The organism is Streptomyces sp. Xyl84 (assembly GCF_059731885.1).
On the sequence record NZ_AP029182.1, the window covers coordinates 6,481,265 to 6,502,594 of the forward strand.

General features: G+C 72.5%; 18 protein-coding genes. 6 read left to right on the forward strand and 12 right to left on the reverse strand.

What is annotated here, in order from left to right; translation table 11 throughout:
* Positions 1 to 23 precede the first annotated feature (23 nt).
* Both AC6I72_RS28225 and AC6I72_RS28230 read right to left on the reverse strand, forming a co-directional pair.
* Positions 24 to 3,320: a non-ribosomal peptide synthetase gene (locus tag AC6I72_RS28225; protein WP_498003949.1), complete on the reverse strand. Its 3,297-nt coding sequence runs from the start codon at positions 3,318 to 3,320 to the stop codon at positions 24 to 26.
* A 14-nt stretch (positions 3,321 to 3,334) separates the two neighbouring features.
* A complete protein-coding gene (locus AC6I72_RS28230) occupies positions 3,335 to 5,863 on the reverse strand; it encodes a Pls/PosA family non-ribosomal peptide synthetase (RefSeq protein WP_498003950.1) in 2,529 nt (842 codons plus the stop codon).
* A gap of 428 nt (positions 5,864 to 6,291) precedes the next feature.
* Between AC6I72_RS28230 and AC6I72_RS28235 the strand changes: the two genes are divergently transcribed.
* Entirely contained in the window at positions 6,292 to 7,236 is a 945-nt protein-coding gene (locus AC6I72_RS28235) for an MIP/aquaporin family protein (protein WP_498003951.1), read from the forward strand.
* A gap of 75 nt (positions 7,237 to 7,311) precedes the next feature.
* Here AC6I72_RS28235 and AC6I72_RS28240 read toward each other — a convergent pair whose 3' ends face one another.
* Together AC6I72_RS28240 and AC6I72_RS28245 are read right to left on the reverse strand one after the other, a co-directional pair.
* On the reverse strand, positions 7,312 to 7,806 hold the full coding sequence (locus AC6I72_RS28240) for a lamin tail domain-containing protein (RefSeq protein ID WP_498003952.1): 495 nt from the start codon (positions 7,804 to 7,806) through the stop codon (positions 7,312 to 7,314).
* Positions 7,807 to 7,920: 114 nt separating this feature from the next.
* Positions 7,921 to 8,910: an epimerase gene (locus AC6I72_RS28245; protein ID WP_498003953.1), complete on the reverse strand. Its 990-nt coding sequence runs from the start codon at positions 8,908 to 8,910 to the stop codon at positions 7,921 to 7,923.
* 132 nt (positions 8,911 to 9,042) lie between these two features.
* On the opposite strand from AC6I72_RS28245, the gene AC6I72_RS28250 reads away from it, so the two are divergent.
* Both AC6I72_RS28250 and AC6I72_RS28255 read left to right on the forward strand, forming a co-directional pair.
* Positions 9,043 to 9,585: a VOC family protein gene (locus AC6I72_RS28250; RefSeq protein ID WP_498003954.1), complete on the forward strand. Its 543-nt coding sequence runs from the start codon at positions 9,043 to 9,045 to the stop codon at positions 9,583 to 9,585.
* On the forward strand, positions 9,578 to 10,381 hold the full coding sequence (locus tag AC6I72_RS28255; RefSeq protein ID WP_498003955.1) for a MerR family transcriptional regulator: 804 nt from the start codon (positions 9,578 to 9,580) through the stop codon (positions 10,379 to 10,381). Before AC6I72_RS28250 ends, AC6I72_RS28255 begins: the two co-directional genes overlap by 8 nt.
* Before the next feature lie 46 nt (positions 10,382 to 10,427).
* Here the strand turns inward: AC6I72_RS28255 and AC6I72_RS28260 are convergent, their stop codons facing one another.
* The 3 genes from AC6I72_RS28260 to AC6I72_RS28270 all read right to left on the reverse strand — a co-directional run bounded on the left by AC6I72_RS28260 (position 10,428) and on the right by AC6I72_RS28270 (position 13,245).
* Positions 10,428 to 11,099: a thioesterase family protein gene (locus AC6I72_RS28260; protein ID WP_498003956.1), complete on the reverse strand. Its 672-nt coding sequence runs from the start codon at positions 11,097 to 11,099 to the stop codon at positions 10,428 to 10,430.
* 135 nt (positions 11,100 to 11,234) lie between these two features.
* Positions 11,235 to 12,686, reverse strand: a complete 1,452-nt coding sequence (locus tag AC6I72_RS28265; protein WP_498003957.1) for a purine-cytosine permease family protein — start codon at positions 12,684 to 12,686, stop codon at positions 11,235 to 11,237.
* Between the two features lie 133 nt (positions 12,687 to 12,819).
* Positions 12,820 to 13,245, reverse strand: coding sequence for an ATP-binding protein (locus tag AC6I72_RS28270; RefSeq protein WP_498003958.1), 426 nt, complete (start codon positions 13,243 to 13,245; stop codon positions 12,820 to 12,822).
* A 147-nt stretch (positions 13,246 to 13,392) separates the two neighbouring features.
* Between AC6I72_RS28270 and AC6I72_RS28275 the strand changes: the two genes are divergently transcribed.
* The 3 genes from AC6I72_RS28275 (at position 13,393) to AC6I72_RS28285 (ending at position 16,482) form a co-directional block, all read left to right on the forward strand.
* Positions 13,393 to 14,160 carry an IclR family transcriptional regulator gene (locus tag AC6I72_RS28275; protein WP_498003959.1) on the forward strand — a complete coding sequence of 256 codons (768 nt, stop codon included), beginning with the start codon at positions 13,393 to 13,395 and terminating at the stop codon, positions 14,158 to 14,160.
* A gap of 86 nt (positions 14,161 to 14,246) precedes the next feature.
* Entirely contained in the window at positions 14,247 to 15,764 is a 1,518-nt protein-coding gene (gene glpK / locus AC6I72_RS28280) for a glycerol kinase GlpK (protein ID WP_498003960.1), read from the forward strand.
* 310 nt (positions 15,765 to 16,074) lie between these two features.
* Positions 16,075 to 16,482 carry an SseB family protein gene (locus AC6I72_RS28285; protein WP_366726745.1) on the forward strand — a complete coding sequence of 136 codons (408 nt, stop codon included), beginning with the start codon at positions 16,075 to 16,077 and terminating at the stop codon, positions 16,480 to 16,482.
* 53 nt (positions 16,483 to 16,535) lie between these two features.
* On the opposite strand, the gene AC6I72_RS28290 is transcribed toward AC6I72_RS28285, so the two are convergent.
* From AC6I72_RS28290 to AC6I72_RS28310, 5 genes are all read right to left on the reverse strand, one after another.
* Complete coding sequence (locus AC6I72_RS28290; RefSeq protein WP_498003961.1) at positions 16,536 to 16,880, reverse strand: VOC family protein; 345 nt, start codon at positions 16,878 to 16,880, stop codon at positions 16,536 to 16,538.
* A 125-nt stretch (positions 16,881 to 17,005) separates the two neighbouring features.
* Positions 17,006 to 18,037: a LacI family DNA-binding transcriptional regulator gene (locus AC6I72_RS28295; protein ID WP_498003962.1), complete on the reverse strand. Its 1,032-nt coding sequence runs from the start codon at positions 18,035 to 18,037 to the stop codon at positions 17,006 to 17,008.
* Positions 18,034 to 18,939, reverse strand: a complete 906-nt coding sequence (locus tag AC6I72_RS28300; protein ID WP_498003963.1) for a carbohydrate ABC transporter permease — start codon at positions 18,937 to 18,939, stop codon at positions 18,034 to 18,036. Before AC6I72_RS28300 ends, AC6I72_RS28295 begins: the two co-directional genes overlap by 4 nt.
* Positions 18,936 to 19,862, reverse strand: coding sequence for a carbohydrate ABC transporter permease (locus AC6I72_RS28305; RefSeq protein WP_498003964.1), 927 nt, complete (start codon positions 19,860 to 19,862; stop codon positions 18,936 to 18,938). The genes AC6I72_RS28300 and AC6I72_RS28305 overlap by 4 nt, the downstream gene beginning before the upstream one ends.
* Entirely contained in the window at positions 19,859 to 21,178 is a 1,320-nt protein-coding gene (locus AC6I72_RS28310; RefSeq protein ID WP_498003965.1) for an ABC transporter substrate-binding protein, read from the reverse strand. The genes AC6I72_RS28305 and AC6I72_RS28310 overlap by 4 nt, the downstream gene beginning before the upstream one ends.
* Positions 21,179 to 21,330: the final 152 nt, after the last annotated feature.

Consider the following 21,330-nt stretch of genomic DNA (forward strand, 5'->3'; position numbering starts at 1 on the left):
CGGTCGCTCGCCGGCCGGCGTGGTCAGGAGGACGCCAGCAGTTCGGCGGCGCCGAGGACGGCCCGCGCCGCCCCGTCCGGCCGGGTGCGGGGGAAGTAGTGGCCGCCGTCGGCGAGTTCGTGCAGCTCCACCTGCTCGGCCAGGAACCTCCAGTCCCGGTGGTGTGCGCCGTACCCGGCGGTGTGCGGATCGTCGGCGGCGACGACCACGGTCACCGGTGCGGCGAGCCGCACCGCCGGCGGGCTCTCCAGGACGGCCGCGAAGTAGCGGTGCGCCGACACGCAGTCGTGCCGGTAGGCCGCGCCGATGTGCTCGGCGTGGTCCGCGTTCAGCTCGCCCAGCTCGGTGTAACCGCTGTCCGCGCTCAGCCGGGCCGCGATCTCCGCGTTGCCGCACCGTGCCAGCTCCGCCGCGGCGGCGGTGCGTTCGGCGGCCGTCCCCGGCAACTGCGCGCCCAGGAACACCCGCACCACCCGCACCCCGCGCTCCTCCAGCCGCCGTGCCGTCTCGACGGCCGGGGCCGCCCCGGAGGAGTGGCCCCACAGCATGACCTGTGCCAGACCGCGCGCCAGGATCTCGGACACGGCCTGCTCGGCGACCTGCTCCAGCGGGGCGAACGCCTCGCCGGCGGCGGCCAGGTCGTGTCCCGGCAGCTCGGCCGCGTACACCGCGAGGCCGCTGCCGGCCAGGGCGCTCGCCATCGGCCGGAAGTTGACCGCGTTGCCGCCCGCGTACGGGAAGCACACCAGGGCGCAGGCGCCGGGGCGGGCCGCCGCCGACAGCGGCTGCAGCAGTTCCGGCCGGCTCGCCCGAGCACCGTCGAGCAGCGCCGCGAGGTCGGCGAGCACCGGATGACGAGTGATGTCCTTGAGGGAGACCGCCCGGTCCAGGGCGATGGTCAGCTTCACCGCCGACAGCGAGGTGCCGCCGCGGTCGAAGAAGTGGTCGCCGCGGCCGACGCCGTCCCGGGGCAGCCCCAGCAGTTCGGCCCAGGCCTCCGCCAGCCGCCGCTCGGTCGCGGTGCGCGGGGCGTCCTTCGCCCCGCCGTCCGCCCTGTCCTGCTCCGCAAACCGCTCGGCCAGCGCGGTCAGGGCCTTGCGGTCGGTCTTGCCGTTGGCCGTCAGCGGCAGGCCGTCCTGCCAGTGGAAGGCGCTCGGCACCATGTAGGCGGGCAGCGCGGCCCCCAGCGCCCGCTTCAGCTCCTCGGCCTCCAGGCGCCGGCCGGTGTAGAAGGCGACCAGATGGGCGCTGCGCCCGGCGAGTTCGGCGACGACGACCGCGCCGTCGCGCACTCCGTCCACCCGCAGCAGCGTGTTCTCGATCTCCCCGATCTCGATCCGGAACCCGCGGATCTTGACCTGGCTGTCCCGCCGTCCCAGGAACTCCAGCTTGCCGCCCGGGTGCCAGCGCCCCCAGTCCCCGGCCAGGTAGAGCCGCTCGCCCGGCCGGTAGGGGTCCTGCCGGTACGCCTCCCGGGTGCGCTCGGGATCGTTGACGTAGCCGCGGCCCACGCACACCCCCGAGAACGCGATCAGGCCGGGCGCGCCCAGCGGCACCAGGGACAGGTTCTCGTCGACGACGAGCACCCGCACGTTGCTGACCGGACGGCCCAGCAGCACCCGGTCCGGCACCTCGCGCATGACCTCGTGGTTGGTGTCGTCCGACGTCTCGGTCAGGCCGTAGGCGTTGACCAGGGCGACGTCGGGCTTCAGCGCGAACCAGCGCTGGACCAGCTCCCGTTTCAGCGCCTCACCGGTCACCGACACACACCGCAGGGCGGCCAGCTCGCGCGGGTGCCGTTCCAGGTACGCGGCCACCACTTCCAGGTAGGAGGGCACGACCTGCGCCACCCCGACCCCGCCGCGTTCCAGCGTGTCGACGAACCGCTCCACGTCCACGACCGCGTCCTGCTCCACCAGCAGCGTCCGCCCGCCCACCAGCAGCGCGGCCAGCAACTGCCACAGCGAGATGTCGAAGCACTGCGGGGCCGTCTGCGCCACCACCGTCTCCTGGCCGATCCCCAGGTCGTCGATCTTGGCGAACAGGTGGTTGAGCATGCCGGCGTGCTCGCACATGGCGCCCTTCGGCTCGCCCGTGGAGCCGGAGGTGAAGTAGATGTACGCCAGCCGGCCGGGCGCCACCTCCAGACCCAGGTCGCCGTCGGCGTGGTCCTCCGCGTACGCGTCCCCCACCAGCAGCTTCTCGACGCCCGGTGCCTGCCCGGCCAGGGCCTCGTCCAGGGTGGCGGTGCTGCCCGGCTCGGTCAGCGCGATCCGGCAGCCGGACCGGGCCAGGGTCGCCGCGATCCGCCCGGCCGGGAAGTGCGGCTCGATCGGCAGGTAGACACCGCCGGCCTTGAACACCGCGAGCACCGACGCCAGCCAGTCCAGATCGCGTTCGGTGACCACCGCCACCACGTCCTCCGGGCCCACCCCCCGCGCCAGCAGCGCCCGCGCCAGCCGGTTCGCGTGGGCGTTCAGCTCGCCGTACGTCCACGAGCGGTCCCCGTGCACCGCGGCCACGGCGTCGGGACGCTCCCGTACCCGCTGCTCGAACAGCTCGTGCGCCCGCGCGTCGGGCAGGGTGCGCTCCGGTCCGGCCAGACCTTCGAGCTGCTCGCGCACCTCCTCGGCCGGCAGCAGGCTCTGCCGGGCGTGCTCGGCGTCCGCGTCGGCGGCCATCAGGGCGAGCGCGGCCAGGTGGTAGCCGCAGATCCGGGCCGCCGCCGAGGCGTCCAGCACGTCGGTGCGGTACCGCAGGCGCAGCGTCATCCGCGCCTCCCGGTCGGACCAGCCCACGGCCAGCACGGTGCCCGGGGGCAGGGCGCCGTCCGCGCCGCGCCCGGTCTCCTGCCAGGCCCCGGCGGCCCAGGAACCCTCCGGGTCGCACACCACCTCGTACGCCGGTTGGGTCAGCCCCAGCTCCCGGCGCAGCTCGCCCACGGCGAAGTCGCGGTGCGTGAGCAGGTCCGCCTCGACGCGGCGGGCGGCGCGCACCACGCCGCGCCAGGTGGGGGGTGCGACCGTCAGCCGGCAGGGGAGCGGGTCACCGTCGCCCACCGCGTGCCCGGTCACCACGTCCGGCTCCCCGCAGAGCGCGGCCAGCACCTTGGCGTGGGCGGCCAGCAGCACCGCGCTGACCGGGACGCCCAGTTCGGCGGCCAGGGCGCGCACCGCCTCGGCCACCTGGGCCGGGACCGTCTCCTCGTGCCCGGCCACGCCGGCGACGGGCCGCGGCGCCCACCGCGGGACGGCGGTGAACCCGCCGGCGGTCAGCACATCAGTCCAGAAGTCCCTGTCCGCTGCCACGAGCGTTCCCATCGAATGACCCTTCCTCAGTTGGCCGTCGGAGCGGCGGGGTTGCCTTCCCATTCCGCGTCGGGCGGGACTTCCTCGCCCTTCATCAGAAAGGAGTCGGGCGCCAGCACTGCCCGGTCGCCGAGCGTCACGCCGTAGTGGACGTGCGCGCCGACGCCGAGGGTGACGCCCGCGCCGAGTGCGGTGCGGTCGGACTTGAAGGTCCCGTCCTCCTGCGAATGGCACTGGATCTTGCTGCCGGCGTTGAGGGTGCAGTCGTCGCCGATGGCGGCCAGTGTCCGCTCCGTGATGAAGCATCCGTCGTCGAAGACACGGCGGCCGATGCGCACCCCGGTCAGCCGCCAGACCAGGGCCTTGAACGGCGTGCCGTTGAAGATGGCCAGGTAGTGGTCCGGCACCTTCCACACCCGTTCGTGCCACCAGAAGTACGGCTCGTAGATGGAGCACAGCTTCGGCCGCAGCGGGCGGAACCGGGTCAGGCATCGCTCCAGCAGGATGTAGAACCCGGTGGTGAGCACCAGCGTGAGGGCCAGGTAGCAACCGATCACGATGTGCCCCAGGGTGCCGTACAGGCCCACCGAGCCGAGCGCGAAGGCGGTGAGCAGGGCCGTGTGCAGCCAGCGCATCAGCAGGTGCATGGCCATGGAGTGCAGGTTGTAACGATTCTTCGCGGCCAGGCTGCGGCGCAGCGCGTCGCCCGTGCGCAGGTGGTCGAATCGGGTGTCGCGCTCGACCGACCGGGGGATCTCGAAGCACGGCGAGCCGAGCAGTCCGACCCCCTCGCGGATCTCGCCGTCGAGGGGGACCATCACCTTCGTCGCCAGCAGGCAGTTGTCACCGGTGCGCGCCCCGGCCGGGTAGGCGATGTTGTTGCCGAGGAAGTTGCGGGCCCCGATCGAGGTCCGGCTCATCCTGAAGGACGTGCGGGAGTAGTCGGCGTTCAGGATCGACAGGCCGTCGGCCACCATCGTGCCGCTGCCGACGGAGACCAGGAACGGCGACTGGTGCTGGACCTCGGTCCCGAAGTTCGAGCCGGTCTGCTCGACCTCGGAGAGGTCGTACCCGATGCCGCGCAGGTAGGGGACGATGTAGGAGCTGTCACCGAACAGCCAGGTGAAGAACCTGACGTTGGTCAGGCCGGCGATCAGCCGGTGCACGGCGTAGTGGAAGCCGTAGAGCGGATAGACCCGGTCGGGGCGGATCACGCGGTGCAGTACCCGCGGCACGGTGCACAGGGCGAGCAGTCCGAGCAGGAGACCGCCGAAGAACAGCACCGAGGACACGATCAGGGTGTCGCCGAGGAACTCCCCGGCCGTGGTGCCCCGGGTCTCGGCGGCCAGTCGTTTGCTGAGCACCGGGACCTCCGCGAACAGCATGTACACCCCGCCCACGGCGAGCGGCAGGTACAGGAGGAACAGCTGCAGCAGGGTGGTGAGCGCGAAGCCGGCGCGGCGCAGCGTGCCGCACCGGGCCGGGGGGACCCGTACGTGATCGACGTGCGTGGGCTGGGCCGGGGAACCGTGCCACCGCTCGCCGGCCGGGATCGCCCGCCCCCGGTACAGGGCCGAGGCGTGGCCGAGCTGTGCGGCGTCGCCCATGGCGGTGTCGATGTCGAGGACCGTCTTCTCACCGATGAAGACGTCCCGGCCCAGGGTGATGCCGCCGGTCTGGATGGCTCCGGCGTACGCCCGGTAGCCCAGGAACACGGCGTCGTTGCGGATCACCGTGCCGGCCCCGATGGTGAGCAGGTCCGTGCAGACCGGCACCGACCGGGAGAGGATCGTGACGTCCTTCCCGATCCGTGCGCCCAGCGCCCGCAGGTACATGACGTACAGCGGATTGCCGACGAACAGCACCATGGGATTGGCGTGGAGCAGTGACTTGACGACCCAGAAGCGCAGATACGCCATGCTCCACACCGGGAACTCCCGGGGTTTCCAGCGGCCGACGAGCACCCATTTCACGAGGACGGGGAAGGCGCACAGGGCGAGGAATCCGATCGTGCCGCACAGGAGCGAGCGGACGTAGATCTGGACGAGGCCCGATCCCGCCGCGACCCATTCGTAGGCCTGGGCGGTGACCATGCCGATGACGAAGGAGTAGCCGAGGAAGATCAGCGCCTGGAGCGCTCCGCACACCAGGTGGTTGCCCGGGACGTGCGGTGCGGGCGCAGGCGCCGGCGCGGAAGCCGGTGCCGGCGGTGGTCCGGCCGCCGTGCCGGGGCCGGCGGCCGGGGCGCCGGCGGGCGCGAGGGCGGCCGCCAGCTCCCGGAGGGTGGGGTGCCGGTAGATGTCCTTCATGGACACGGACGGCAGGTCGGGGTGTTTGCGCACCCGTGCGCAGAACTGGGCCATGACCAGGGAGTTGGCACCCAGGTCGGTGAAGAAGTGGCTGTCCGCCGGTACCTGCTCGGTGTGCACGACGTCCGCCAGGATGCCCGCGAGGAGCCGCTCGGTGTCCGCCGTCGTCGGATCGGTGACTGCGCGTCGGACGACGGCTGATTCGTCCGGCCCGGGCATCAGGATGTCGGCAGACTTCTCCACCATGCGAACTCCCTGAGAAAGGTCGAAAACCGTCGGCCAGGGGTGGCCGGTCCCCGAGACCGTGCGTTTTCGCCTGATCACGAAACCATGGATCAGTCTTGTGCGGGGTCCACGGGGTTGCCACTCGGGTCGGGCGCGCCGATCCGCCGCCGAGCGGCCGACGTACCGCTGTTTCCGCTGCCCCGGGCAGGGCGGGGGCCCTTGGCGGGATCACCCGTATGGAGTTCACTCCCGCCATGCGCGCGGGGCTTGCGGAGGCCCTTTCGGAGCCTCGGGGCCTCTTCGCGGGCCGGGGAGCGGCCGAGTGGCCCACAGCGGTCCTGGCGCGCACACTGAGCTGAGACGCGGGGCCGCGACCGGCAGTGACGCGGGGCCGCCCGGAGCAGGACCGTACCGGCCCGTGGGCCGGACCGTTCGTCGAGGGGGCCGATATGGCCGTAGAAATCCCGCCCCTGATCACACCCTCCCGGCTCAGGCGCCGCGGGGGCCTGTGGGGCGAATGCCTGGCGGAGTTCCTCGGGACCTTCGTCCTCATCGCCTTCGGCTGCGGCGTGGTCGCCATGGCGGTCGCGGCGCTGCCCGGATCGGGCCGGACCGAGGGACCCACGACCTTCTTCCTGGGCGCAGGGGACTGGCTGCTCATCACCTGGGGATGGGCGTTCGCCGTGGTCTTCGGCGTGTACGTGGCCGGTGGCGTCAGCGGCGCGCACATCAACCCGGCGGTGACGCTGGCGTTCGCGGTGCGGCGCAAGTTCCCCTGGGCCAAGGTCGTGCCGTACTGGATCTCACAGGTGGTGGGCGCCTTCGCCGGCGCGGCCCTGGTGTACGGGGTCTACCACGACGCGATCAACACGTTCGACCAGGCCATGAAGGGACCCAAGACGCACGGGCACACCGTCGCGTCCTTCTCCATCTTCGGCACGTTCCCGGCCCCGTACTTCCACGGCGGCTACTGGGGTCCGCTGGTCGACCAGATCGTCGGCACCGCCCTGCTGGTCATGCTGATCGTGGCCGTCGTCGACCTGCGCAACACCGCCGTGAAGGCGAACCTCGGGCCGCTCGTCATCGGCTTCGCCGTGGCGGCCGTCGGCATGTCCTACGGCGCCAACGCCGGGTACGCCATCAACCCGGCCCGCGACTTCGGCCCCCGGCTGTTCACGTTCTTCGCCGGCTGGGGCGACCTGGCGCTGCCGGGCAGTGAGCCGGGCTCCTTCAGCGCCTACTGGTGGGTCCCCATCGTCGGACCGCTCGTCGGCGGTGTGGTCGGCGTGCTGGTCTACGACCTGTTCATCGGCGACGTCCTGCACATCCGCGCCCAGCAGGCCGAACTGCCCGAGGTGGGCCGCACCCGCGGCACCGCGTCGGACGACGAGTAGCGCGGGCGCGGCGCCCGCGGCGGTCCCGGCGGCCGCCGCGGGTGCCGCGCCCCCGTGGGCGCGCCGCGGTGCGGCTCAGCCGTGGTACGAGATGTAGCCGTTGCCGTCGCGGTCGTCGCGCGCCTTGGTGTAGGAGTGCACGTCGGCGCGGGCACCGGAGGGCTTGTACAGGTAGATGGTGTCCTTGTCGTTGTTCCAGATGAAGTTGCAGTTCTGGCGGTAGGCGACGTTCTTCGCGTCGGACTCCCTGCCCTTGCCGCCGCGCAGCTTCACGTAGTCGCCGGGCTCCAGGTAGTGGTCGGCGGAGAACCTGAAGCGGTTGCCGGCGGCGTCCTTGACGACGTAGCCCTTGAGGTTGACCCGCGAGGTGCGCGAGTAGTTCTTGATGGTCAGGTACTCGTCCTTGGCGTTGCCCTTGGTGCAGCTGTTGGAGTCCCGCCCGGGGGCGTCGTACTGGACGCCCTTGATCTTCAGGGCGGAGGAGTACTCGGCGGCCTGTGCCGGAACCGCGGCGACGACGGCGACCGTCCCCGCCGTGGCGGCCGCGGCCAGCACGGAACGTATGCGCATGAGGATCCCCCCTCGGTGATGCGGATGGAGCGTCAGGAGCATACACAAGCATGGTGGAACGGTGGCGGGGGAGTGGAGGAAGCGTGAAGGCTGACGGGGGGCCAGCTCCGGAGGTCAGGCTCGGCCCGCCGCGGGCGGCGGGAGGGTGCGGGCCCGGCGCGGGGGGCGCTCGCGCACGCGGCGCACGAGGTCGACGGCGGCCTCGGGCCACTGCGGGTGGCCGAAGGCGAAGCCGGCGTCGAGCAGGCGGCCGGGGACCACGCGCCGGCTCTTCAGGAGCAGTTCGGTGTCCGTGCGCAGCACGAAGGCGCCGGCCTCCGCCATCCACCGCGTGGCCGGCAGGCCCACCGGGACGCCCCAGGCGGTGCGCAGCACCCGCATGAGGGCGCGCTGCGTCAGGGGCGCGGGGGCGGCGAGGTTGACCGGCCCCTCGATGTCCTCCCGCGCCGCCAGGAACAGCACGGCGCGCACGAAGTCCTGGTCGTGGATCCAGGAGACGTACTGCGCGCCGCCCGCCACCGGTCCGCCGAGGCCCAGCCGGGCCAGCCGCAGCAGCACGTCGAAGACCCCGCCCCGGTCGGGACTCATCACCATGGCGGCCCGGAGGGCGACCTTGCGGGTGCGCGGGGTCGCGGCCCGCTCCTGTTCCCGTTCCCAGGCGCGGGCGATGTCCACGCTGCAGGCCCAGTAGCCGGGGACGCCGGGTTCCGAGCCGCCGATGACGCCGGTCGCCTCGTCGTGGGGCGCGTCGAAGCGGTGCGCGTAGACGGTCGCGGTGCTCATCTGCAGCCACAGGCGCGGGGGCCGCCGGGCGGCGGCCACGGCCTCGCCCACGACGCGGGCGGAGTCCACGCGCGACTGCTTCATGGCCCGCAGGTTGTCCGGTGTGTAGCGGCAGCTGACGCTGCGTCCGGCCAGGTTCACCACCAGGTCGCAGCCGTCGACCGCCTGAGCCCACGGCCCGAGCGTCCTTCCGTCCCACAGGACCTGCCCCGCGCGCCGCGGACGCCGGGTCAGTACGACGACCTCGTGCCCGGCCGCGCTCAGCGCCCGCTCCAGCACGGTGCCCACCTGACCGGTCCCGCCCGGCAGTACGACCTTCATCGGACCTCGCCCCCCTCGTCGGTGAGGGTGATCCTACCCCTGTCTTGAACGTGTTCAAAAGTTCGGACGGCCGCCCGGGGAACTCCGGAACGGCTTGACCCTCACGCCGCGTGAGGCCCCAGGGTGAGGCCCATGAGCGACCACTTCAACGCGTTCGAGATCAGTCCCGTGCCCGCTCCCGGTCCGGACGCCGCCGCGCCGGAGCCGTTCCGCGGCATCTACGGAATGCCCGCCTTCGTCACCGTCCCCACGAGCGACATGGCGGCGTCCGTGGACTTCTGGACCCGCGGGCTCGGGTTCTTCGAACTGTTCACCGTCCCCGGCAGGCTCGTGCACCTGCGCCGCTGGGCGTTCCAGGACGTACTCCTCGTCACGGCGGCGGGCGTTCCGGAGCGGGCACCCGCGATGAGCATCGGTTTCGCGTGCGTGCTCGGCCAGGTCGAGCCCCTCGCCGAGGCCTGCCGCGCGCTGCGCCCGGACTCGGTCGAGGGCCCGCGCGACACCCCCTGGAACACCCGCGACCTGACCGTGATCACCCCCGAGAACGCACGGATCGTCCTCACCGCGGCGAAACCCTTCGACCCGGCAGGGGAGGAGGCGCGGTACCTCGAAGCCGTCGGCATCGTCGCGCCGGGAGCGGGCCGCGGCGACGGCGACAATGGGGAACATGCCTGACACCACTGATGCCGGGGGCCTGACCGTCGGTCAGGTCTCGGCCCGTCTGGGCGTGACCGTCCGCGCGCTGCACCACTGGGACGAGACGGGTCTGGCGCGGCCGTCGCTGCGCACGGCCGCCGGGTACCGGCTCTACACCGCCGCCGACCTCGAACGTCTGCACCGCGTCGTCGTCTACCGTGAGCTGGGTCTGGGCCTGGACGGGATCCGGGCCGTCCTGGACGACCCGGCCGCTGACGTGCCCGGTGCGCTGCGCGCGCAACGCGCCCAGGTCGCCGAACGGATCGAGCGCCTCCGGCAGCTCGATGCCGGACTGGGCCGGATGATCGACGCCCACGAGCGCGGCCTGCTGCTGACCGCCGGGCAGCAGGCCGCGGTCTTCGGCCCCGGGTGGAACCCGGACTGGCCCCTCCAGGCCCGCCGGCGTCACGGGGGCACGAGGCAATGGCAGGAGTACGCCGAGCGCTCGGCCTCCCGCTCGCCGCAGGAGTGGCAGGAGGTCGCCGACGCCGTCGCCGGTTTCGAGCGCGCGCTCGCGGAGGCGATGGACGCCGGTGTCGCCCCGGGTGACCCGGAAGCCGACCGGCTCGTCGAACGGCACCGTGAGGTCTTCGCCGCGTACTTTCCCCTCACCCGGCGGATGCAGGTCTGCCTCGGCCGCAGGTTCGAGACCGATCCGGGATTCGCCGCCCACTACGACGGCATCCGGCCCGGTCTGGCCACGTGGTTCCGCCGCGTCATCGACGCCGGCGCGCGTGCCCACGGCATCGACCCGGACACCGCGACCTGGGAGTAGGCCGCAGGCCTCCGCCTGCCGGTCCGCGGGCCCCGGCCGGGCCGGGTCAGGCGCCCGGTACGGGCCGCACGGTGAGGATCTGCTGGGCGTGGCCGACCGGGCCGTGCACGTCGTGCAGCACCGTACTGGTGATCCCCTGGCCGGCCGGACCGAAGACGACGGTGGTGTCCAGGCCGGTCCAGCGCCCCTCCGGCCGGCGGTGCAGGTGCACGGTCAGGTCGACGTTGGGAAAGATCCACGCCTTGGCCCTGTCGTCGAATTCCCGCCTGCCTCGCGACGCCATGCACGCACTCTCGCCGCACCGGGCCCAGACCCGAGTACGTCCGGTACGAGGGTCAGGGCCCGGCACGCCGAGAGCACGCACCTGACGCCGCGAGGCCCGCCCTCCGGGCGGACGACGGGAATGTGACGACAGGACCTTGGGCGACTCGCGTACGGCGATGCCGTTGGCCGTGTCGACCAGGGCCAGGTAGGAGGCCAGCGGGCTGCACGGCTCCCCGGCCACCAGGGCGAGCGGGGTGGACACCCAGACGGTCGCGCGGCCGGGCCGCGGCGGGCCGACGGGACGGACGTCGAGTGAGGCGATGTAGCCGCCGGGCCAGTGGTCCGTCATCGGCCAGGGGGCGAGCCCTTGCGGCCCGGTGAGCGGGACGGCCCCGCCCCCGGCGACCGAGGCGGTGTCCTGCGCGGCCAGCAGCCAGGCACGGGCCCGGACCACCGGGCGCCCGGGCACCCCGCCCGGAGCCGGGCGGCAGCGTCCGCCCCTGGGGCCGAGACGGGGCGGGCGCGCCCTGGCCGGTTCGCCGGCGGAGCGCGGGCCACGGCGTCGGAGTCGTCGGGGCGGCGACCCCCGTCAGGGCTCGCGGTGCTCGTGGGCCGCGCGGTCCAGCTCCGCCGCCTCCGCCTCGGCGAGCCGCTGCTCGGCGGCAACGTCGAGGGAGCGGGTCAGCCACCAGTACAGCAGCGCGGAGACGGGCAGCCCGATGAACAGGGAGATGTCCGCGCCGCCCAGCGCCTTCGCGGCCGGTCCGACGAAGAGGGTGCCGACGGAGAAGAACGGCACCATGGCGGCGAACCCGGCGAGGTAGGAGACGATCCCCTGCCGGCCCCAACGGCCGTACACACCGTGCGGGTCGAAGATCTCCGCGACCGCGTAGTGGCCGCGGCGCACGACGTAGTAGTCCATGAGGTTCACCGCGGTCCACGGGATGAACAGGTAGAGGACCAGCAGCAGGAAGTCGTTGAAGTTGCGCAGGAAGTGCGAGGTCGCGGCGAGCGCGCCGACGAGGGAGAGCGCCGCCGTCACCCCCAGGGTCACCAGGCGCACGGAGAGCGTCGGGCGCACCCTGCGGAACGAGTCGATGCCGCTGATCAGCGTCAGCGAGCCGCCGTACAGGTTCAGCGCGGTGACGGACACCAGGCCGAGCGCGGCGAACAGCAGCACGACGGCGCCGAAGCCGGTGAACACGGTGTCGCCGGCCGCGTCGATCGACCGGATCGTGTCGAAGTCCCGGCCCGCCCAGGCCGCCAGCAGCGAGCCCAGCACCATCAGCCAGATGCCGCCGAGCGCGGAGCCGGCGTAGGTCCAGTAGAAGGTCTTGCGGACCGTGACGTCGGGCGGGAGGTAGCGGGAGTAGTCGGAGACGTAGATGGCCCAGCTGATCTGGTAGCCGGCGACCACGCCGAACTGGGCCAGGAACGGGGTCCACCGGAAGCCGCCCGGGTCGAAGGAGCCCGCCGGGTAGCGCAGGTTGACCAGGACGCCCACGGTGAAGATCCCGAAGACGACCAGGAAGGTGTACGTCAGGAAGCGCTCGGCCTTGTGGATGACGTCGTAGCCGACCAGCGCGACGACCAGCCCGGTCACGGTGACCACGAGCACCCAGAGCTTGACGCCGCCGTGCAGGGTGGCGTGCAGGGCCTGCCCGGCGAGGATCGTGTTGAAGACGTTGAACCCCGCGTACTGCACATAGGCGAAGAGCCACACGAGCAGGGCGCCGACGTAACCGAACTGGGGCCGGGACTGGATCATCTGCGGCAGCCCCAGCTGCGGGCCCTGGGCCGAGTGGAACGCCATGAAGAAGGTGCCGACGAGGGTGCCCGCGACGATGGCCAGGAGCGACCAGAGGAGGTTGCCGCCCCCGGTGATGCTGATCAGGCCCACGGCCAGGGTGGCGATCTGCGCGTTCGACATGAACCACAGGGGGCCCAGGTGCCACAGCTTGCCGTGCCGCTCGTCCAGGGGCACGTAGTCGATCGACCGGGTCTCCAGACCCGCCACCCGCGGTTCAGCCGACGCGCTCACGGCACCTCCAGGGACCGACACACCCCTGTGGCCACGGTCGGCCCCGCGACGGCGCTGGTCAAGCCGGGCGGCGGGCGGTGGGTGCCGCCGGACGGAAGCGGTCCGGGCGCGCCCGCGGGCGGCTCGGCGCCGCTCAGCCCGCCAGGACCTCCGCCCAGCGGCTGGTCCCGGCGTCGTCCGCCCTGACGCCGCACCGGGCCGACAGCGCGGTGACGATGCCCAGGCCGCGGCCGTGCTCGTCGGGGTCGGGGGCCGAGCCGGGCGGGCAGGGAGCCGCGGGGCCCGGGTCGCTCACCTCCACGTGGACCGCGCCGCGGCCGTCGACGGGGACCCGCCACAGCCGCAGGGTCGCGGGCGGCCGGGCGTGCACGAGCGCGTTGGTGACCAGCTCGGAGACCACGAGGAGGACGTCGTCGGCGGCGTCGGCGGGCAGGTCCCAGCCGCCCAGCAGGCGGCGTACGCGACGGCGTACCGCCGACACCGCCCCGGGCGTGTGCAGCAGGGGGAAGGCGTGGTCGACTTCCCCGTGGGGCGCGGCGTCGAGCTGCGCTACGGTCATGTGCCTTCCTCCTCCGGCAGGTGCCGCCGCCCGCCGTCCGGGCGCGACGTGTCACGCTAAGGAACAAAAGCCCCGCAGGTCAATGAACCGCGGTCGGCATTACCGAACAACAGTCCTGAGCGGGACAAACAGGGCTAATATCGCCCCATGGCCGGACCCGTCCAGTCCATCGAACGAGCCGCGGCGATCCTGCGCCTCCTCGCCGGGGGCCCCCGCAGACTGGGGCTCGGGGAGGTGGCGTCGTCCCTCGGCCTCGCCAAGGGCACCGCACACGGCATCCTGCGCACCCTGCAGCACGTGGACTTCGTCGAACAGGACGAGACCACAGGAAAGTACCAGCTCGGAGCGGCACTGCTGCATCTGGGGACCAGCTACCTCGACGTCAACGAACTGCGCTCGCGCGCGATCAACTGGGCCGACGCGCTGGCCGCCCGCAGCGGCGAGGCGGTGCGCATCGGCACGCCGCTGGAGGGCCGGGTCCTCGTCATCCACCACGTCTTCCGGCCCGACGACACCCTGCAGACCCTCGACGTCGGCGCGCTGCTGCCGCTGCACGCCTCCTCGCTCGGCAAGGTCCTGCTCGCCTTCGGCACCGCCACCCTCGGCCCCCTGCCCGCGGACGGCCTGGAGGCGTACACGCGGCACACCCTCGTCGTGCGCGAGGACCTGGACCGGGCGCTCGCCGAGATCCGCGAGGTCGGCTGGGGCGCGGAGGTCCAGGAGATGGCGATGGGCGACGCGGGGATCGCGGCGCCGATCCGCGGGCACGGCGGCCTGGTGGTGGGCGCCATCTGCCTGTCCGGCCCCGTCGAGAGGATCTGCGACCCCAGGGGCAGGCCGCTGCCCGCCCTGACCGCCCTGCTCCGGGAGGCCGCACGGGCGATTTCCCGGGACCTGGGAGCGGGCCGCTGGTAGACCCCGGTAGGCCTCTCCTGTCAGGCACCCGCAGGCCCCCGACAGGTCTCCGCACCCGCGCGACGCACCGGAAGGCAGGACCGACCATGGTTGACCGGTATGTGATGTCCATCGACCAGGGCACCACGTCGACGCGGTGCATCCTGTTCGACCACAGCGGACGGCTGTGCGCGGTCTCCCAGCGCGAGCACCAGCAGTACTTCCCCCGCCCCGGCTGGGTCGAGCACGACGCCGTGGAGATCTGGCGCAACGTCCAGCGCATCGTGCCCGAGGCGCTGCGGAACGCGGGTGCGGACGCCGGGGCCGTCGCCGCCATCGGGATCGCCAACCAGCGCGAGACGACCGTCCTGTGGGACCGGCGGACCGGGGCGCCGCTGGGCCGGGCGATCGTCTGGCAGGACACCCGCACGGCACCGCTCGTCGACGCGCTCCGCGACCGGCCCGGCGACGAGTTCTTCCTCGACCGCTGCGGCCTGCCCGCCTCCACCTACTTCTCCGCGCCCAAGATCCGATGGCTCTTCGAGCACACGGAGGGCCTGGAGGAACGCGCCCGCAACGGCGACGTGCTGTTCGGCACGATGGAGAGCTGGCTGATCTGGAACCTGACCGGCGGCACCGACGGCGGCCTGCACATCACCGACCCCACCAACGCCGGCCGCACCATGCTCGTCAACATCCGCACCCTGACCTGGGACCCGGAACTCCTGGACTTCTTCGGCGTGCCGCGCGCCCTGCTGCCCGAGATCCGCTCCTCCGCCGAGAGCTACGGCGAGGCCCGCGCCCTGCTCCCGGGCGTCCGCATCACCGCCGCCCTCGGCGACCAGCAGGCGGCCCTGTTCGGGCAGACCTGCTTCTCGCCCGGCGAGGCCAAGTGCACCTACGGCACCGGCAGCTTCCTGCTCATGAACACCGGCACCGAGCTGGTCCGCTCCCGCAACGGGCTGCTCACCACCGTCGCGTACAAGATCGCGGGCGAGCCCACGGTCTACGCCCTCGAAGGACCCATGGCGGTCACCGGGTCACTGGTGCAGTGGTTCCGCGACCGCCTCGGCATGATCAGCACCGCCCCCGAGATCGAGACGCTGGCCCGCACGGTGGAGGACAACGGGGGCTGCTACATCGTCCCGGCCTTCTCCGGACTCTTCGCCCCCCACTGGCGCAGCGACGCGCGGGGCGTCGTCGTCGGCCTCACCTCCTACATCACCAGGGGCCACCTGGCCCGCGCGGTCCTGGAGGCCACCGCCTGGCAGACCCGTGAGGTGGTCGACGCCATGAACGCCGACTCCGGTCTCGCCCTCAAGCAGCTCAAGGTGGACGGCGGCATGACCTCCGACCACCTGCTCATGCAGATGCTCGCCGACGTGCTCGACGTCCCCGTGGTGCGGCCCCTGGTCTCCGAGACGGTCTCGCTCGGCGCGGCCTACGCGGCCGGGCTCGCCGTCGGCTACTGGGCCGACCTGGAGGTGCTGCGGCGCAACTGGCACCGTGCCGGGCAGTGGATCCCGCAGATGCCCCCCGAGCGGCGGGCGTGGGAGTACGAGAACTGGCAGCGGGCCGTCCAACGGTCCCTGGACTGGGTCCGCCCGCGCCCCGACGGAGTCTGACGCCCGCCGACACCGCGAATCGCCCCCGCCGCACTGGATACCCGGGCGTTCAGGGGTTCGGAAGTGAGCCCCACCGGGCTCTCCGCGCCGTGTGCCGCGGAGGGCCCTCTTCCGTCCTTCACCCGCTCCCCGCCCATCCCCCGGACCGGGCTCGTGACGGTGCGCGGCGGGGCCGCCGCCCGGTCATGCCGGGCACCCGGAATTCCGTGACCGGGACGATTGCGCGGTGCGTGGCCGGGTACGCGAGCAGAACCGTGCCAGGGCGCAGCGCCCGGACGGGCCCCCCGACCGCCGCGACCAGGGACCTGCCATGGACACACCCTCGAACGACCACACCGCCACGCCCGCCCAGCAGGCACTGGACGTGCTCGCCGAGAACGCGGAGGACACCGGCGCACTGGACACGCTGGCCGGCAGCGACGTGCTGGTGCCCGTGCCGGACGACGTCAGCGACGAGGACGCCACCGACCCCTCGGCGGTGGCCCTGCCCGTCCTGGAGCAGCCGGGCGGAGTGCCGGTGGTGCCCGTGTTCACCTCGGAACTGGAGATGTCCGAGCTGCTGCCCTTCATCTCCCGGTACCGTCTGGTGCCCCTGGGCGCCCTCGCCTCCCAGTGGCCCGCCGACGATCTGTCGCTCACCATAGACGCCAGCTCCCCGCACGGCCTGACGCTGACCTCCGAGGGCGTGCGCACCCTGCTGGGCCGCCCGCGCGGCTGACCCGCGGGGCCGGGGCGGGCGTCCGCGTCCGCCGACGGGCGGCCGCCCGCCGCTCACGCGTCCTGGATGAGCCCGACGAGGTTGCCGTCGGCGTCCTTCACCGAGGCGATCATCCGGCCGCCGCCGACGTCCTGCGCGTCCTGGAGCAGTTCGCCGCCCGCCTCCAGCAGCGCCGCCAGACGGCCCCGGATGTCGTCGACGTGCCAGTAGGGCACCGGGCCCGTCATGCCCTTGCCGTGGCCGTTCGGGTCGAGGCCGACGTCCTGGCCGGCCGCCTTGTAGCCGACGTAGTAGGGCTCGTCGGCGTACGGCTCGACCTGGAGCAGGGCGCCGAACAGGGACTTGGCGCGGGCCAGGTCCTTGACGGGGTAGACGATCGTGTTGAGGCCGGTGGTCATGGTGGGCTCCTCGCTGGTGGGCCGGACCCGACGGGTGCGTCGGTGGTTCCACCGTAGGGCGGGGGAGGGCGGGACGGCTTCTCGGATCCTGACCGGTCCCGCCGCGCCCCGCGCCTCCCGTCCCGCTACGCCGAGCCGCGCCTGACCAGCTCCGTCGGCAGGATCACCGCCGCCGGGTCCTCGCCGCTCATCTGCGCGAGCAGCACCCGCACCATCTCGGCGCTGATCCGGTCCCAGGGCTGGCGGATGGTCGTCAGCTCCGGGGTGGCGGCCAGCGCGGCGGGGGAGTCGTCGAAGCCCCCGACCGCCACGTCCTCGGGGACCCGGCGGCCCGCCCGCCGCAGGGCGCTCAGCACGCCCTGCGCCATCAGGTCGGAGGCGACGAACACCGCGTCCAGGTCCGGCACCCGCTCCAGCAGCAGCGCGGCGCCCGCCTCGCCGCTGGCCCGGCTGTAGTCCCCGGAGACGATCAGCCGCTCGTCGACGCCTGTGCCGACCTCCGTCAGCACCTCCTTGTACCCGGCGAGGCGTTCCACACCGCCGGGGGTGTCCAGCGGCCCGGTCACCACGCCCACCCGCCGGCGTCCCAGCGACAGCAGGTGGCGCACCATGTCGCGGGCGCCGTCGCGGTCGTCGGCGGCGACGTAGCTCACCTTGGAGCCGAGCCCGATCGGCTTGCCGCACGCCACCAACGGCACGCCCGCCGCGCGCAGTTGCTCGGCGACGGGGTCCCCGGAGTGGCTGGAGACCAGCAGCACCCCGTCGACGTGCCCGGCGGTGATGTACCGCATGATGCGCCGCCGTTCGTCCTCGGTCCCGGCCAGCATCAGCAGCAGCGGGACGTCGTGCGCGGCCAGCGCCTGGGTACAACCGCGCAGCAGGACGTTGAAGTTGGGGTCCTCGAAGAACCGCTCCTGCGGCTCGGTGAGCAGGAAGCCCACGGAGTCCGAGCGGCCGGTGATCAGGGAGCGCGCGTGCCGGTTCACGACGTAACCCGTCCTGCGGATGGCCGCGTCGACCGCTTCGCGCGCGGCCGGGCTGACGTAGTGCCCGCCGTTGAGCACGCGCGAGACGGTGCCCCGGGAGACTCCGGCCTCGCGCGCCACGTCATGGATCGTCGGCGGTCTGCGCCGGCCCCCCGCATTGCTCATGGTCATGACTTTACGGCTCCGGACAGCAGATCGAGACTCCAGAACCGCTGGACGACCAGGAAGAGCGCGATCAGCGGGACCACCGCGAGGAACGCCCCGGTGATGACCAGCGTGTACAGCGCCGGGGTGTTGGAGCCCTGCTCCAGGAGGGTGTACAGGCCGAGCGTGATCGGGAACTTGGCGTCGTCGCTGAGCATGATGTACGGCAGCAGGAAGTTGTTCCAGACGGCCACGAACTGGAACAGGAACACCGTGACCAGGCCGGGAACCATCATCGGCAGCGCGATCCGGGTGAAGATCCGCCACTCGCCGGCACCGTCCGTCCGCCCGGCCTCCACCACGTCCGCGGGCACGGCCGCGGAGGCGTAGATGCGGGCCAGGTACACCCCGTACGGGGACAGCACCAGCGGCAGCAGTACGGAGAGGTAGGAGTCGGTCAGGTCCGCCTTGGCCAGCAGCAGGTACTGCGGGACGGCGAGGATCACCGGCGGCATCAGGACACCCGCGAGCAGGACGTTGAAGACGCTCTCGCGGCCCCGGAAGCGGTAGACGGCGAGCGCGTAGCCGCTCAGGGCCGACACCGCCGTCGACAGCAGGGCGCCGGCCCCGGCGTAGAGGGCCGAGTTGGCCATCCACTTCCAGTAGATGCCGTCCCGGTAGGCGTCGAGGTCCCTGAGATTGCCGGCGAGGCCGCTGCCCGGCAGGAACGTGAACGTGGAGAACAGCTCCCGGCCCGACTTGGTGGCCGCGATCACCACCCACGCGACCGGCAGCAGGCAGTACACCGCGCCCAGCAGCAGGGTGACGGTGGGGACCAGCCCGATCCTGCGGCGCAGCGGCGGGCCCTGCGCCGTCCCGGGTGTGGTGCCGGCGGCCGGGGCCGCCTTGCGGACGGTGAGCGTGCTCATCGTGCCTCCTGCTGCTTGTTGCGGCGGTTCGCGGTGCGCAGGAAGCCGAACGACAGCACCAGCGTGGCCAGGGCGACGATCGTCGCCTCGGCGGCAGCCGCGTAGACGTCGCCCTTGCCGAAGGCGTCCTGGTACACCTTCATCAGCGGACTCCACGTCGTGCTGACCGAGTTGGTGAGCGGTTTGAGGGTGGTCGGCTCGTTGAACACCTGGAGCGTGGCGATGATCGAGAAGAAGAACGTCAGCACCAGCGAAGGGACCACCATGGGGATCTTGATCCGCAGCGCGGTCTGCAGCGGGGTGCAGCCGTCCAGTCTCGCCGCCTCGTACACCTCGGCCGGGATGGACCTCAGCGAGGTGTAGATGACGATCATGTTGAAGCCGGTGCCGCCCCAGACGGCGATGTTCGACAGGGCGAGGTAGAGCGGTCCGCCGTCGAGCAGGTCCGGCTGCGGCAGGTGCAGCTTGCCGAGGACGTAGGAGAAGGGGCTGACGTCCGGCAGGTAGAGGAAGCCCCACAGCAGCGCCGCGACCACGCCCGGGACGGCGTACGGCAGGAAGACGGCGAGCCGGGTGAAGGGGGCCAGCCGTACCTTCTCGGTGTCGAGCATCAGCGCGAACAGCAGGGCCAGGCCCAGCATCACCGGCACCACGATGCAGCCGTACCCGAGGACGCGCAGCGCCCCGTGCAGGAGTTCGCTGTCGGTGAGGGCGTCGGTGTAGTTCTCCAGGCCGGCCCAGACCTCCTTGCGGGCCCCGGAGCCCAGACCGAGCCCGGACACGTGGACCTTGTGGAGGCTGAGCCAGACCGCGTAGCCGATGGGCAGCGCGAAGAACAGCAGGAACAGGGCGGCGGCGGGGAGGAGGAAGGCGTAGGGGGCGCCCTTCACCCCACGGCGCCCCCGGCGGGCCGTGCTCGTCACCGGGCGACCTCGAAGCCCTGCTTCTTCATGTCGGCGACCGTGGCCTCCTGCATGGTGGCGAGCGCGGCGAGGAAGTCCGACCTGTTCTTGGCGGCGGCGCCGAAGGCGTCCTTGAAGGAGGTGTAGGCGACGTTCACGTTCGGGCCCCACGCGGAGGGCGCGGTGGTCTTCGCGATGTCGGCGGCCTCGGTGTAGAAGTCGGCCTGGCCGGAGAAGTACGCGGGCGGCTCGGTGAAGGCGCCGGAGAGCTGGGCGGAGGTGGAGGCCGGGTAGATGCCGCCCTCCTTGGCCAGCGCGTTGAGGGCGTCGCGGTCGGTGTTCAGCCAGGCGGCGAACTTCGCGGCGGCGTCCTTGTGCCCGGAGTCGGTGGTCACGGCGGTGGAGGAGCCGCCCCAGCTGCCGGTCACGTCCTGGCCGGGCGACCACTGGGGGAGCGGGGCCATGGCCCACTTGCCCTTGGTGTCGGGGGCGGCGGTGGTGAGCGTGCCCGGCGCCCACACCGCGCTGACCCACGCGATCTGCTTGCCGGTGTTCAGTGCCTTGTTCCAGGCCGGGGTGTACATCGGCTGGTTGTCTACGGCGCCCTCCTCGACCAGGTCGCCCCAGAACTTCGCGACCTTCCGGGTCGCCGCGTCGTCGACGGCGACCTTCCACCTGTCGCCCGAGGTGGTCCACCACTTGGCGCCGGCCTGCTGGGCGAGACCCGCGAACAGGCCGGAGTCGTTGGCCGAGAAGGTGGTCAGCGCCTTGTCCGGGGCCTTCTTCCGCAGGTCCCGCGCGGTCTGGGCGAACTGCTCCCAGGTGGCCGGAACCTTCAGCCCGTACTTCTTGAACAGGTCGGCGCGGTAGTAGAACATCATCGGCCCGATGTCCTGCGGGACCGCGTAGACCGCGTCGGTGCCGAGCGTGGTCTGCTGCCACACGCCCGCGGCGAACCTGCCCTTGATGTCACCGGTCTGCCCGGAGATGTCGGCGAGGGCGTCGTTGCTGACCAGGGTGGGCAGCGCCTGGTACTCGGCCTGGACCAGGTCGGGGGCCTTCTTCGCCTTGTGCGCGGTGAGGATCTTGGTGACCAGTGTGTCCCCGGACGCCTGGCGCTTGACCGTGACGGTGATCCCGTCCTTCTTGCCCGGGCCCTCGTTCCACAGGGCGACGACCTTGTCCATGCCGGGTGTCCACGTCCAGTACGTCAGTGAGACGGGCCCGGACCCGGCCCGGGCGCCGTCCTCGGACGACCCGCAGCCGGCGAGTGCGGTGGCTCCGAGCGCGACGGCTGCGGACATGGCCACGAGGCGGTGGCGCTTCGTGTTCGGCATGGATGTCTCCCCTGACCTGGGGCCCCACCTCGCGTGGAGACCCGCGGTGCCTGCTCCGCGGCGCGCCTCCGGCTCGCTCGCGGTGCTTCTGTGATCGTTCACAGTAGAGAAACATCCTGGACACTTGTCAATGGTTGTTGCTGTGCGGTTAT